11 protein-coding genes are annotated in these 14,242 nt (G+C 49.1%); 4 read left to right on the forward strand and 7 right to left on the reverse strand.

Annotation, left to right across the window (positions count from 1 at the left end):
• Window positions 1-192 precede the first annotated feature (192 nt).
• From DESTI_RS05825 to DESTI_RS05835, 3 genes are all read left to right on the forward strand, one after another.
• Window positions 193-525, forward strand: coding sequence for a hypothetical protein (locus DESTI_RS05825; RefSeq protein WP_014809033.1), 333 nt, complete (start codon window positions 193-195; stop codon window positions 523-525).
• Window positions 509-2,236, forward strand: coding sequence for a hypothetical protein (locus tag DESTI_RS05830; protein WP_014809034.1), 1,728 nt, complete (start codon window positions 509-511; stop codon window positions 2,234-2,236). Before DESTI_RS05825 ends, DESTI_RS05830 begins: the two co-directional genes overlap by 17 nt.
• 193 nt (window positions 2,237-2,429) lie before the next feature.
• Window positions 2,430-2,987, forward strand: a complete 558-nt coding sequence (locus DESTI_RS05835) for a flavodoxin family protein (RefSeq protein WP_014809035.1) — start codon at window positions 2,430-2,432, stop codon at window positions 2,985-2,987.
• Between the two features lie 250 nt (window positions 2,988-3,237).
• On the opposite strand, the gene DESTI_RS05840 is transcribed toward DESTI_RS05835, so the two are convergent.
• From DESTI_RS05840 to recA, 7 genes are all read right to left on the reverse strand, one after another.
• Window positions 3,238-4,764, reverse strand: a complete 1,527-nt coding sequence (locus tag DESTI_RS05840) for a YifB family Mg chelatase-like AAA ATPase (RefSeq protein ID WP_014809036.1) — start codon at window positions 4,762-4,764, stop codon at window positions 3,238-3,240.
• A gap of 198 nt (window positions 4,765-4,962) precedes the next feature.
• Window positions 4,963-7,641 carry a PEP/pyruvate-binding domain-containing protein gene (locus tag DESTI_RS05845; RefSeq protein WP_237671466.1) on the reverse strand — a complete coding sequence of 893 codons (2,679 nt, stop codon included), beginning with the start codon at window positions 7,639-7,641 and terminating at the stop codon, window positions 4,963-4,965.
• 332 nt (window positions 7,642-7,973) lie between these two features.
• Window positions 7,974-8,678: a hypothetical protein gene (locus DESTI_RS05850; RefSeq protein WP_014809038.1), complete on the reverse strand. Its 705-nt coding sequence runs from the start codon at window positions 8,676-8,678 to the stop codon at window positions 7,974-7,976.
• A 3-nt stretch (window positions 8,679-8,681) separates the two neighbouring features.
• Window positions 8,682-9,959 carry a sulfite exporter TauE/SafE family protein gene (locus DESTI_RS05855; protein WP_014809039.1) on the reverse strand — a complete coding sequence of 426 codons (1,278 nt, stop codon included), beginning with the start codon at window positions 9,957-9,959 and terminating at the stop codon, window positions 8,682-8,684.
• A gap of 254 nt (window positions 9,960-10,213) precedes the next feature.
• On the reverse strand, window positions 10,214-10,633 hold the full coding sequence (locus DESTI_RS05860) for a sigma-54-dependent transcriptional regulator (protein WP_014809040.1): 420 nt from the start codon (window positions 10,631-10,633) through the stop codon (window positions 10,214-10,216).
• Window positions 10,634-10,740: 107 nt separating this feature from the next.
• The gene (locus tag DESTI_RS05865) at window positions 10,741-11,844 is read right to left on the reverse strand and encodes a type IV pilus twitching motility protein PilT (RefSeq protein WP_014809041.1); all 1,104 of its coding nucleotides are present in this window, start codon (window positions 11,842-11,844) and stop codon (window positions 10,741-10,743) included.
• On the reverse strand, window positions 11,834-12,937 hold the full coding sequence (gene recA / locus DESTI_RS05870; RefSeq protein WP_014809042.1) for a recombinase RecA: 1,104 nt from the start codon (window positions 12,935-12,937) through the stop codon (window positions 11,834-11,836). Before recA ends, DESTI_RS05865 begins: the two co-directional genes overlap by 11 nt.
• A 366-nt stretch (window positions 12,938-13,303) precedes the next feature.
• Between recA and DESTI_RS05875 the strand changes: the two genes are divergently transcribed.
• Window positions 13,304-14,242, forward strand: a complete 939-nt coding sequence (locus tag DESTI_RS05875; protein WP_014809043.1) for a DUF1848 domain-containing protein — start codon at window positions 13,304-13,306, stop codon at window positions 14,240-14,242.

Consider the following 14,242-nt stretch of genomic DNA (forward strand, 5'->3'; position numbering starts at 1 on the left):
GTCGGACACTATTTCGTACACTTGCTATATACCTCGGCAGGATGATACCTGTTAAGAATCCACTGTCTTGCGTAATGTAACGGCATCACGTGACTGTGATACCTTTTCGCAGTTGCGCACATAAGATAACGAAGGATGCTTCCAGCCTCCCGGATTATGAAAAGAAAAGTGAACCGGTATGAGAGGGCTTTCATGAAAACGTTTCCTTTAAGAGATTTGGCTATACGTGAAGGCGGAGAATATGTTCTCGGGTACAAGGATTTGCATACCCGCTCCTGTTATATGATCTACGGTGTTCTCAGTCCTCTGGAGAAAGATCGCGTTATGAAACCCGGAAAAGGTTACGAAGAGATACTTTGCGCTTCCGGAGGGCCTCTTCTACTACAAACCGCAAAAGGAACAACCCGGCTCGAGAAAGGCCAGGCCGCTCACATGGGCGAAGAAGAGTCTATGACCATTTCAAATCCGGGAGAAGAACAAGTGGAATACATTATTGCCGGAGGGCCGCTTGAAGAATCAAAGTAGTACGGAATCTGCTGAAGCCACTCTCGTTGAAATGAGTGCAGAGCGTTCGGCACGGACACGCATTTTTCCGTATATTGCAGCGGCGCTCCTGTGTTGTTGCGTCAGCCTTGCCCTTCTTATAGGAAACATCGGATTTCAGGGGGATGACTGGTGGCAGTTTGCATTCCCTTATTGGAATTCGTTTCCCTGCTCGGTGTGGGAATATGCAATAGCGTCAAGACGCCCGGTAGAAGGTCTTTACACGGTTATAGCTTTCGAACTCTTCGGCTTGAATCGTATCTTGTACACGCTTTCCGCTTTGTTTCTCCTGGCGGGAGCCTGCCTGCTCATGGGAAAATGCCTGCACAATGCTTTTCCGGGAAGGAATGCTTTTGTAGTTCTCAGCACTTTTTTTGCATTTCTGCTGCCCTCTGTTTCCAATCTGATTTATATGTTTCATACGGATAACTCTCGGATTTCTTCTCTATTCTTCTGGACTTCTGCCCTGGCGTTTCAGAAATGGGCAACCGGAAAAAAAACATGGATTGGGCTCATTGTACCGTTACTACTCTATTTTGTCGCAGCATTCACTTATGAAAACACGACTTTTCTGATTTTTGCCATTCCGCTGCTCGTGTGGCCGGTGTATCTTCTCAATCAGGGAGACCTTTCCACACGTACCTTCCTTGTTCGCATCGGTTCGGTCGTTTTCGGAGGATTTCTCTTCTTTGTGATTATACGATTTGCCGTGCTATCAGGCGGTGCGGTAGGGCACAGATCGTTATTGCCCTCTCTCGATCTGATCTGGTCGTATGCCGCAAATCTGGTGCGATACAGTGCAGCTCCACTGCAATTTCCTCCTGGAGACCCTCTATCTTGGGCATGGGGAATTATGGTGGCAATCATTGCAGGGCTTCTCCTGATTTATGCCGATCGGGCCGTGCCAACATCAAAAGAAGAGCCCGGCAATTGTGCCTACATAGCGCTGGTGGGAACTTCCGTTCTCATATTAGGTATTCTCCCTTACGCTCTTGCGGGATACCGGTCTGAGGTAGATTTCACGAGTCAAAGCAGGATCTATTCGTCGGCGTCATTCGGATTGGCCGTCCTGGGTGGTCTATTCTTCTCGGTATCGGCAAATCATCGGATAAAACTAGCGAAGAAAGCAGCCGCGATAGTTCTGATCGCGGTCATGGCGGCATTTCTTGCCGGGCTTCGGGTCAACTGGCAGTCTGCGGAAGAAAAGAGATCGGCCATATATTCCAGTCTGCGCCGGGCTGTTCCTGATGTGACTCCGGGCACAACCTTCTTATTTCTTGATCTTCAATCGTACATCTCTGAGTCCAAAGCGGGAAGTGCCGTTGTCTTTCAGGGAGTGGACGGCCTCGATGAATTCATCAAAATGTTTTATAACGACCGTGATGTTTATGCTTACTTTCTCTATTCTCCAAAATCTGCAGAAAACAACGAAGAGAACCGTGCACTTATAGCTTCTGCTGACGGGGTCGTCGCTCGGGGAAGCGCTTTGCGGCCTCCCATTCCCCTGGATTCGCTTCTCATCCTGAAAAGAGATAACGGTAAGATGATCCTGCTGGATTCGGTGGACTCAACGCAGGATGTTGCTATCGTCTGGCAGGGAATTTCGGAAATACGTTCCAACAAAGACCGAATTCTGCAAAACCCCAAAGATGGCATAATTCCGCAATTTGATGTTCGTGAAACAACAAAATAACCGCAGGACGACAAGAAAGATCAGAAAGCGTCTCGGCAAGAGATTTTTTCCATCAGGTGTGACGGAATGATACCAAGGCTTGTCACATTCAAGCTGTGCTCGTATAACGGAACAAGGAATTTTCGACTGATTCGCTATTTAGATAGATCGTCAAAACTTCACAGAAATTTTACTGAAGAAAGAGGAAAGTAACATGAAAATCATTGCTATTCTCGGAAGTCCCAGAGCCAAAAGCAACAGCACCGCTCTCGCGAAGACCATTCTTTCAGCCACAGCCGAGAAGGGTGCAGAGATTCAGGAATTTCAACTGAACAAGCTCAACTACAAAGGATGTCAGGCATGCGAGACCTGCAAGACCAAACTTGACAGGTGTGTGCTCAAAGACGATTTGACAGTGGTATTGGACGCGATACGAGAAGCTGATGCGGTGATATTCGCCTCACCCAATTATTTCGGCGAGGTTTCCGGCCAGTTCAAGACGTTTTTCGATAGAACCTATTCGTTTCTCGATCCGGATTTTTCCTCCCGGTTGCAGCCAGGGAAGACCTCCGTCTTTATTTTCTCCCAGGGGCAGCCAAGTCTGGAAATATACGCAGACGTGTATCCTCGATATGAAATGTGGCTCTCTCGTTACGGATTCTCGAAAAAACACCTGTTGCGCATGAACGGGCCACGTCCGGCGGATTCTGCTGCCTCCAGATCTGATTTGATAGATCAGGCCCGAAAGATAGCTGAGAGCCTCATGGCCTGAAAGTGAACCGATGCACTTATCTTGATTTGCATTCAAAGAGATAAAATCTGGGAAACCCTTCTTGTAAGAAGTGTTTCCCAGTCCCTTCCCAAGAACTTTTAATATTCGCCCAAGTCCATAGTTTTTCGATAGAAAAACTATGGACTTGGGCGAGTGCTAAAAGTTTTTTGGAGGGTTCGGGAACCTTTTTTACAAAAAAAGTTCCCGGATACTACTGCTTTGAATGCAAATTGGTGTAAGTCCGCTCGCGTCATAACCGACGATCCAGGGTTCGATACTGAATGGCTTCTGCAACGTGTGATGATCGTATGTTTTCGCTGGATTCCAAATCGGCGATGGTTCGCGCTATCTTCAGAATCCGGTGATAAGCGCGGGCGGAAAGTCCGAGTCTATCCACCGCTTTCTCCAGGAACTTTATCGACTCAGTTTCCAGCTTGCAGTGTTTTTTGAGCAACGCGGAAGTCATCTGCGCATTCGAGAAAACACCGCCTCGGGTGAATCGAGCAAGCTGGATTTTCCGGGCAGCATCAACCCGGTTTCTGATAACCTCAGACGGTTCGCCATCCGACACTCCCGTAAGCTCTTTCCACTCGACAGCCGGAACTTCTATGTGGATGTCGATTCTGTCCAGAAGCGGTCCGGAAATTTTGCTCCAATAGCGTTGAATGAGCTGTTTCGAGCAACCGCATTGATGTTTCGGGTCTCCGCGATATCCGCAGGGACAAGGATTCATAGCCGCGACCAACATGAATCTGGCGGGGAAGGTGACCGAAATCTGGGCCCTTGAGATGGTGACTTTTCCGTCTTCCAGCGGTTGCCTGAGCACCTCGAGCACGTTCTTCCTGAATTCCGGCAGCTCATCCAGGAACAGCACTCCATTGTGAGAAAGAGACACCTCACCAGGTCGGGGAATCATGCCTCCGCCAATGAGACCTGCATCGGATACAGTGTGGTGAGGGGATCGGAAGGGTCTTGATTGAACGATGGATTGATTGCGATCCAGCAGTCCCGCTGCCGAATAGACTTTTGTCGTCTCGAGGGCTTCTTCGAACACGGGTTCCGGCATGATGGTCGGAATTCGTTGCGAGATCATTGTCTTGCCGGAGCCTGGGGGGCCGATCATGAGCACATTGTGCCCACCCGCTGCAGCTACCTCGACGGCTCTCTTTGCGTACTGCTGGCCTTTTATGTCTCTGAAATCGATATCATAGGACCCGAAAGCGGCATTCGTTCTGTTCACGGAAGCTTTGGCCGGAGACAGCGGCACGCGATCCATGAGAAAACCGGTTGTTGTCAGCAGACTCGAAACGCCGAGGACTTCGATACCCTCCACGATCGCTGCTTCGAATGTGTTCGCTTCGGGTAATATCAACCCTTTGAAGCCCTTGTCACGGGCCGCAAGTGCTATGGACAAAGCCCCTTTCACCGGTTTTACCCGTCCATCCAGCGCCAACTCGCCCACTACCATGTAATTCTGCAATTTGTCCGGTGTCAGCAGGTCCAGGGCGGCAAGAATCCCCAGTGCTATGGGAAGATCGAAGCCCGAACCCTCTTTCTTCAAGGCCGCGGGAGCCAAATTTATCGTTATTCTTCGGGAAGGAAACGGATAGCCGCTGTTGATTATTGCAGATTTGACGCGAGCAGTGCTCTCTTTCACCGCATTGTCAGGAAGCCCAACCACAGCAATGGCAGGAAGTCCCGGATAGACATCTACCTCAACTTCTACCGGGTAGGCATCTATACCGACCAGCGATCCGGAATGCACCTGGGCAAGCACTCAAGGCTCCCAACCGACAAATTGATGATACGAAACGGCTTCGTTCGCGAACGCGTGAAACAAAACTTAAAATAATCTCCAGGAATGCGCCAAAAGCCGAAAATTCAGAGCAACTTTATCAGTATATGAGGTACTTTTCAAGTATGGGATTTCAGCCGTTTTTCGAATTGATGGAGTGATGAGGCATCGTTGTTGTCGTTAAGGGGAATTTTCCGTAGAAACATTCGGATCCTTGCAGTCGATCTCGTTTCCTCTGCCGTCAGCCAGCACGACCGATTCAATGTCTTTGATGATTTTCGTCCTGTACTTGGCTATGGAAGCGTCATTGTTCATCACCATATCAAGCTGGCGAGTATGAATGATCAGATAACCCAAAATCTTCAGGCTGTCTTCCATATAAGACTGGTCCATGCCTTCCACGCGAGCAAAAGAGCTGTCTTTTTTGACTTCCGTGCGAAAGCCGAATCGCTCGAGGATGTTCGCAACAAACATAGCGCGTCGCACCCGGCGCGGCATATCTGCTGCTCCTCCTTTGAAGCTGAAGCTTATATAATTCTCTGCGGCACGATCGCTCACGAGCGCTTCCACAGTGGAAAAATGAAAGCCGAACCGGGAGGACAAGCTCAGGAAATTCTTCGAAATCATGAAATAATTCCGAGCAGCGTATGGTGAACTCATGGCAGGATCCAGGGCTGGATTGGTGGTCGCCTGTAACATAACCGACATGAGCCCGCCAGCATCCACCGGGGGAGGTCCTTCCCATGGAACCGAGATAACCCCTTTCCACAGGGCTATCATGGGAATCGAAATAATGTTGTCGAGATGAACGAACTTGCCCTCAACATCCTCTTTGAATCCATCATCAAGATTGATGATCCACCACTGCATAGGAACATGGCATACGAGTTGTTTACTGGAGCGTTCGGAAAAATGGTGCTCTTTTCCGAAATTGAACATCTCGTGAACGGATTTTTCATGGCAGAAACGAGTAATATCGTGCAGCGTTTCGCATTTCCGCGGGTGGAAATCTGTCGAGTCCGGGTCCAGTAAATTCAGAGGGGTTATGTGAGCAGTTACAGCCTGGAGAGTCTCATAAACAGGACTCCCCTCCATGAGATTCTTCTTTGGGATTTTTCGGTCAAGCAGCGAATTGACGCATCCTGCGTAAACGGTCCTCCCATCGGAGTCCACAGTAATCACGTCGCCATTTTTCAGCAAATTTGTTACATCCGGAATACCGAACAATGCAGGAACCGAAAACTCTCGGGCAACATTTGCAAGATGCCCTGCAACTCCACCGAGTTCCGTCACGACCGCCGCTGCTTGGCTAAGGAGGGGAGCCCATCTTGGCAAAGATTGAGCTGTAACGAGCACCGATCCGGAAGGAAACTTCAGTTTATCCACATCATTTCGCACGATGAAGACGGGTCCGGTTCCCACACCGGAAGACGCGGTTATTCCCCCTCGTGCGAGCACGGTTTCGTTCTCTAGCTCAATGCCCGGAACCTGCTCTTTTCCGGGGACGTCCATCTGCTGAAGCGGTCTGCACTGTAGAATATAGATAGAATTGTTCGCTGTGACGGCCCATTCAATGTCCTGAGGCGATCCGTAATAGTCCTCAAGTATTATTGCCATGGAAGCCAGCATCTTGGCTTGTTCGTCAGTCAGGCAGGGTAGGCCGGCCTTTTCTCCGGCAATTTCCATTCTGCACACACCTTCGTCCGGCAGGCACTTGAACTCCAGTTCTTTTTGTTTGATTTCTTTCCGGATCACCTCGAGCGCATCCCGGGAAATCACGTACTCGTCCGGAGCGACATTTCCGTCTACAACAGCTTTAGGTAGACCCCACACCGCATCTATGAAGATAGAACGGTCGCGTATGTTCAATGGATTACTGGAATACATGACTCCGCCGGCTTGCGCATCCACCATTTCCATGCTGCCCACACACATGGCAACATCTTCGTCCGGTATTCCTCGTGCCAATCGATAACTTACTGCCGGTAATCCGTATTTGCTTGCGACAACCTCCTTGTATGCGTCAATCAGGTGTTCGGCCCCTACATTCAGCACTGTACGAAATTGACCGGCAAACGTTGTTCCTGCAGCATCTTCGCCCAGGGCACTGCTGCGAAGAGACACCTTGACGTCGGGGTAGGTCGCTGCTTCCACTTGACGGTAAGCTTCAAGAATCTCGTTTTCCAGGTCAGGCGGAACTGTGGAACGCATGATCAACTGCTGAATATCTGAAGTGAGCGTGTAGAGATCGTTGATTTTTTCGGTATCTGCGGCTTGTATCCGGCGATCTATTTCTGTCTGTAAATCGTTATATTGCACGAATCTGTCGTACGCCAGGGCGGAAATCACGAAACCGCTGGGAACCGGAATATGAATCTTGTTCTTTATTTCCGCAACATTGGCCATCTTGCTGCCGACCTGATCGACCATATCGGCAGTAATCGATTCCAGTGGTATCACCGGGGAATCCCCCAAAGCGTGCTTCTTGTAAGCCAATACCGCGTTGATCTGCTCCTGAATCTGCTTAAAGCTATTGTAAAGCTCGGAATATTTTCCCGGGGCGAGTTCATCCAAATTCTTTATCATGCGAAAGACGTTGACGAGAACCGCTGTGCAGTTTGACCGTATAAAGGACATGCCGAAGGTCTGGTTGCCTTCGAGCGCTTTTTCGAGGTCCGACATTATCTCAAGTGCTTTGTTGTTGGCGGTCAGAAGAAGTTTGAAATTATGATAGCGACTCGTGAATGCAACCCTAAGCTCATGTATGTTAAGAGATTCACGTTCTTTCTTTCTCCGGGAAAAAACGTTTCTGATACGCTCAACCACTCCGGCCATGTTGTTCTTACGGTCCCTTTTCAATTCATACAGTTCTTATAATAGAATATTCATGCAGGTCCGGCAATTTTGCGTAATCCCAATGCGCGTCCCAAAAAGTGACATTGGATGAAGCCGGCCCTTGCAGGTCTCCGAAGCGAAGTCAGGCTGCGCCATTCGTAGCGGAAGAGATTTGCCGGGGTCGGCAATAAACAAGCTTTTCGAAATTACTTGCATGAAGCCGCATTGGTATAAGATATTTCAAACATATCCAAGAAAGAACGGTATTCCGAGTAACTGCCGGTTGACGTCCGGATTGAAGCGAATGATAAGAGCGAAGGGAGTCTTTGACGAACTCCCTTCGGAAATCGAACGGTTTACATTTCTTTCTTGGCTCCGGCTTTCATCTCCAGGCCGAAACCGTCGAACAAATACATAACGGCAATGCCCCACCAGAGCGTGTAGACCACATAAAATATCAGAGAGAATACGAGAATTCCCATTCTGGAAGCCGCGGTTTGGGGAGCAATCTGGAAGAAATTGTACGCCACCTCGACGCCCCTCTTGATGACGGTATCAACGAAAGCAGCCTCTTTGAACTTGTTCTTCCTCTTCAGGTCTTTATCCATCTCTTTCAGGACGTTCCACCAGACCAGTAGAGCCTGTTTTCCAGGGATTCCGTATTTTTTCTCGAGGTCTGCATCTTTGTTGTGAAACATTGCCTGGGAGTCGTTCAAAATTGACCCTAATATCTTTCCAAGATCTCCGGATAAAGCCACCTGAGTGGCCTCCTGGGTCGCTTTCGCGTCTGCGGATGCAAGCAATTTTTGAGCGTTCTGAGCCATTGCAGCGTCTTTTAACTTGAGATTCAAATCGACCTGATTGCCCATAAATGCTTGGTTTTTCTTGACAAGATCTGGAATGTAGTCAGTGGAGCCTTTTGAAATCGAGTTGAAAAGATTGTCAGCCGCCTCAAGCGCATTTTTGCCGTCGAATAGAGGCATAAACATGACTGCGAGTACAATGAAGAACGTGACGGCAAGGAGAAGTCCTTTTATGAAAGCTCCTTTATGTTTAATCATAGCTTAGACCTCCCCTCTCAGGGTTTTCAAATTGCCCAGGAATTTACCGATTACCCAAATCGCGAATATGCCTATGACCACAAAGAAAATGATGAGTCCGGCAAAACTGAGCCCTTTGACCAGAGCTTCGGACACGTTGATGATTTCCATCTGGTTGAGTTTTTCGGGAAGAGCAAAGAATCGGTTTACAAATCCCGCCAGAATGGAAATTGCATAAAACCCGCGAATATATATTCCCTTCACTACTTTTGTCGCCAGTGCGCCTACCTGAATTCCTAGAAGCGAACCCAGCAACATGCCCATTGCAAGCGTGTAAAAAATGAACCCGTAGACTGCATACTGAGCAATGGACGCCAATCCGGCAGTGAAGATGATTTGCAGGATGTCCGTACCGACTGTCGTGAATGAAGAGACACCCAAAATGTACACGAACATGGGAAACGTAAGAAAACCGCCGCCGACTCCCATGATTGCTGCGGCAAAGCCCACTACCGCTCCACAAAGGGCAACAAAGAGAGCCGGGATTTTCTTTCCGCCAGGAACCAGATCTTCATCAAAGGTGATGAGAGGCGGAATATTTGAGGATTGCAGCTTTGCAGGAAGACCTACTTTGCCTGAAGAGGCCTCTTCTCCGTGCGCACTTTCTCCATGGTGTGCTCCAACATCGCCGGGAGCCTTCCGGAGTTTCAAGAAATCGAACAATGCGTAAAAGCCCAGGAAGCCGAGAAGAACGACGTACACGATGCTGATGAAGAGATCGCTCAAAATGGGGTTCTTCTCATAAAGCGCCCTATTTATGAATCCGCCGCCCGTTACGCCTATTCCGGACCCGACCAGAAACGCAATCGCAAGGGAAACAGAGACATTGCCCAGTTTCTTGTGGACCGCTGTTCCCATAATAGCTTTCGCAAAAATGTGGAACAAGTCCGTGCCGACAGCGAGAATCCCCTTGACCCCGGCGCTCATAAGAGCAGGAGTGATGATGAATCCTCCACCAGCCCCTATACAACCGGTAATCAAGCCGGCTCCCAAACCGACGAGTATGGACACGATAAAAATGACCGGATCGTAATTGGCAGGTTGATATGCTTTGTACCCGCCCAGATATCCGTCTCCCGCAGCCATTGCCACGCCGATCGCCAGAGCCGGGATCGTCATAATCACTAAAAGGAGAAGCTTCTTCCTGTCCCGTAGAATGCTCATGGATGTCTCGTAGTCCCACCTTGCATGAGCCTGAGATGCAGCCATAAACATACGGTACAGCTCTTTTGCCACCTTCATGCTACGCCCTCCGTTGCTGTAATGCGCAGAACCGCCCACTTCGAACTCACGATTTTTTCAGAGAATCCGAGAGGGAATTCGCAACAATGTAAAATGGGGAACGCTAGATGAGGAACCCGCGCGTTCCGTGCAAGATCATGAATTCAAGAGTAACAGAAAAGTACACTAACTGAAAAGAAATAAATTGTCCCAGTTCTCAATTTCCGTAAAACGGCTGCAAAAACAGGCCCAAAATGCTCTTATAACATGCGGGTTCAGACGATCTTGAGAGAGTTAGGTACCTCGCACACATCATCACCGCGGCACCATTTTCTTTTATAGGCGTCCTGGAGCTTGAAGAGCAACTCGTCAATATCCATTGGTTTCATCAGATAGTCGAACGCTCCCAATTCCATTCCTTGAATTGCTACTTCCACGCTCGCGTGTCCGGTAAGCATGATGACTTCGATTGAAGGTTTTAATCTTTTGATTTCTTTTAAGGTTTCAAGACCGTCCATATCCGGCATTCTGACATCCAGCACGACCACATCTATGGGATCGCTCTGAATTATCTCCAAGGCCTTTCTCCCGCTGTCCGCAGATGTTACGTCCAGTTTTCTTTTCTTGAGTCGTTTAACGAGTGTTTCAAGGAATTCCGTCTCGTCATCTACCAGCAGGACACGAAAATCCGTCACTTGATGCCTCCTGTTATTCCATTCCCGGAGTATATGATAGCTCTCTGTGAGCACGCCAAGTCAACATACGATCCGAATCCTCCGGGACAACCGATATGAGAGCAATCTTAAGCGCTCATATCCCATTTGCCTTCTGACGTGCCGCTGATACCTCTTACGAATAGGGCAAAATCGTCCGGGTTACTGGCTGCGCCGAGAGCCGTCTCGTACGTGACCAGATTCTTCTTGTACAATTGCATGAGCGATTGATCGAAGGTTTGCATTCCGTAACTGATGTGACCTTCGGCAATTGCATCTCGAATTTCTCTGATTCTGCGCTCGTCTCCGATGCACTCCCGAATGCGGGCTGTAGATACCAGGACTTCAACGGCAGGTACACGGCCTTTTCCATCCGCCTTTGAGAGAAGGCGCTGGGATATAACCCCTTTGAGAATGCCTGCTAACTGAAGCCGGATCGAACCCTGGTGCTCGATAGGGAATGCAGAGATGATTCGGTTGATGGTTTCGGTCGCATCCAGAGTATGCAGGGTGCTGAAGACAAGATGCCCGGTCTCTGCCGCCAACATGGCTATTTCGATTGTCTCGAGATCCCGCATTTCGCCCACGAGGATGACGTCGGGATCTTCACGCAATGCAGCCCTCAATGCGCTCTGGAACGAAAGCGTATCCTGACCGACCTCGCGTTGATTGATAATGCTTTTGCGGTCTCTGTGAAGGAATTCTATCGGATCTTCGATCGTTATAAGATGACAGTTCCTGAATGAGTTGATGTGGTTGATCATTGCAGCGAGGGTTGTCGATTTTCCTGAACCGGTTGTTCCGGTGACGAGGACTAAGCCCCTGTGTTCCATTGCAATTTTCTCGATGACCGGCGGAAGACTGAGATCTTTCAGCATGGGAGGTTCAGAGGGAATCGTCCTGAACACCATGGCAATGGAATCCCGCTGGGAGAACACGTTTACCCTGAACCTGGCCAGTTTTGAAACACTGTAAGCCATGTCCAACTCTTTCGTCTTGGTGAAGATTTCGCGTTGGCGCTCGTTCATAATGGACAGAGCGATTCGACGAACTTCATCAGGACTGAGCCTGTCCTCACCTCTCATGGGTGCGAGTACGCCGTTGATCCGGGTTACCGGCGGAAGAGGAACTTTCAAGTGGATATCGGAAGCTCCGCTTTCAATTGCTTTTCTCAGACATTCATCAAGATCCATCGTAGTCACCGGCCTCATGCAGGAGATTTTCGTTTGAGTCGTCGGACTTGCCTTGCATTGCAATCCCTTTATGTTCCAGAATCCTGGACTTAATCGTCTCCATTGTTTCCGGATTATCTCGCATGAATTGCTTTGCGTTTTCTCTGCCTTGCCCTATACGCTCATCACCGTACGAATACCATGCACCGGACTTGTCGACAATTCCCAGGTCCACTCCCATATCGATTACTTCACCGGCTATGGAAATGCCCTCATTGTACATGATATCGAATTCCACCTGATTGAAGGGAGGGCTCAACTTGTTCTTTACCACCTTCACTCTGGTCCGGGACCCAATGACGTTTTCGCCCTCTTTGATTCCCGCCACTCTGCGGATATCCAGTCGCAAGGATGCGAAAAATTTGAGTGCATTACCGCCGGTGGTGGTCTCCGGATTACCGAACATGATTCCAATCTTCTGCCTGATCTGGTTGGTGAATATCACGGCTGTGTGAGATCGGGCTATCGCAGCGGTCAATTTTCTCAGGGCCTGAGACATGAGTCTCGCCTGCAGCCCCATATGGGAATCACCCATATCGCCTTCGATCTCAGCTCGGGGTACGAGAGCAGCTACGGAATCTATGACCACAACGTCCATTGCACCCGATCTTACCAGGATTTCTGTGATATCGAGAGCTTGTTCGCCCGTATCAGGCTGCGAGACCAGTAATTCATCGGTATTGACGCCGAGTTTTTTCGCGTACCCGATATCGAGTGCATGTTCGGCGTCCACGAATGCGGCGAAACCGCCCAACCTCTGGGCTTCAGCAATCACATGAAGGCATAAGGTAGTTTTTCCGGAAGATTCCGGCCCGAAAATTTCCGTGACCCTCCCTTTTGGGATGCCACCAATCCCGATGGCCACGTCCAGTCCGAGAGAGCCTGTAGAAATCGCCTGGACATTGGGGATGACACCACCGCTCCCCAGTTTCATAATAGCGCCTCTGCCGAATTGCCTTTCAATCTGCGAGACCGCAACTTCGACAGCCCGCGCTTTTTCGTTCTCGGGCAGATTACCTTCGATTAAGTCTTTGCCTTTCTTAGGCTTCGCCATCGGGCTTCCTTTCAATATTCAACGACAGTTTTGGTTCAATTTCTGCAAGAACACCGCCCCACAGCGGATCGGATGCTCAACGGGAAATACTCTGTTCGGCCATTATAGCACGGATCGGCTCATTCAAGACCAGGAACTCACGAAAAAACTGAGCCACATCTCAGCCGCTGCCGGCAGTCATCAACTTGACAATGAACAGCGCTCGTATGAGAGTAACGAAGATGCGTTGCGCGTTACTACCCGAGGACGATACCCATTTCGGCATCGACCGTGATTTCGTTCGAGGATAGATTCTGCTCCAGTTATTGAAACAGTTCAACTATTTTCGCGTAATAGCCGACCGCCGGTCAAAAGGACACATTTTTCATGCATGTGGTTTCCGCATCCAGACGCACCGACATTCCTGCATTTCATTCTCGATGGTTTATGGAACGTGTTCGAGAAGGGAACGCAGTGGTCCGTGCCCCTTTCGGTGGAAAGCTGTTCAACGTCTCACTTGTTCCTGCAGATGTAATTGCTATTGTTTTCTGGACCAAGAATGCCGATCCGTTGTTGCAATGTTTAGACGAACTGATAGAGCGGGGATACTGCTTTACTTTTTTGTATACTATAAACAATTATCCGGCTTTCCTGGAACCAAACGTACCCTCTCTGACTCATACAATGAGAGTAGTTGAAAATCTCGCTAAAATACGAACTACTTCAATCGTGAGATGGCGATACGATACTATAGTCATGAGTGATCAACTAAGTCGTGCATGGCATCTTGACAATTTTCGAGAACTCTGTCGACTTCTTGCGCCTCATTCCAGGGAGTGTATTTTCAGTTTCTGTGATTATTACAAGAAGACCATCAGAAATATGGATCGATCTGTTCCCGGATATCGCAATCCGCATACCGAGGAATGTATCGAACTGAGTACGGACTTAGCTGAAATTGCACGAGAATGGGGCATAGAGATGAAATCGTGCGCTCACGATTTCCTGGTCAGCGGCAATATTACGAAAGCGAAATGTATCGATCCCGCACATCTCGCGAGCATCATCGAATCGGATACGAAACTGTCGGCGCTGCAGAACCTGAAGAAGACGCCCACGAGAGAGGATTGCGGGTGCATCGCTTCCAAAGATATCGGTGCATACGATACGTGCGGTCATGGATGTGCATACTGTTACGCGAATGCAAATCCGGAGCGTGCTTTGTATAACCTTAATCGCATCAGGCATGATTATCCCTGCCTCGATCCGAATATCTCCGAACGATTGGGACCTGCAGCAATCACCTCGGCTTCGATTCGTGCTTGA

Source organism: Desulfomonile tiedjei DSM 6799 (assembly GCF_000266945.1).
GTDB classification, from domain to species: Bacteria; Desulfobacterota; Desulfomonilia; order Desulfomonilales; family Desulfomonilaceae; genus Desulfomonile; species Desulfomonile tiedjei.

Bases quoted from the DNA above. Each gene is read 5' to 3' on its own strand.
- DESTI_RS05825 (WP_014809033.1), top strand. From the start codon at position 193: ATGAAAACGTTTCCTTTAAGAGATTTGGCTATACGTGAAGGCGGAGAA.
- DESTI_RS05835 (WP_014809035.1), top strand. From the start codon at position 2,430: ATGAAAATCATTGCTATTCTCGGAAGTCCCAGAGCCAAAAGCAACAGC.
- DESTI_RS05850 (WP_014809038.1), bottom strand. From the start codon at position 8,678: ATGATTAAACATAAAGGAGCTTTCATAAAAGGACTTCTCCTTGCCGTC.
- DESTI_RS05855 (WP_014809039.1), bottom strand. From the start codon at position 9,959: ATGAAGGTGGCAAAAGAGCTGTACCGTATGTTTATGGCTGCATCTCAG.
- DESTI_RS05865 (WP_014809041.1), bottom strand. From the start codon at position 11,844: ATGGATCTTGATGAATGTCTGAGAAAAGCAATTGAAAGCGGAGCTTCC.
- recA (WP_014809042.1), bottom strand. From the start codon at position 12,937: ATGGCGAAGCCTAAGAAAGGCAAAGACTTAATCGAAGGTAATCTGCCC.
- DESTI_RS05875 (WP_014809043.1), top strand. From the start codon at position 13,304: ATGCATGTGGTTTCCGCATCCAGACGCACCGACATTCCTGCATTTCAT.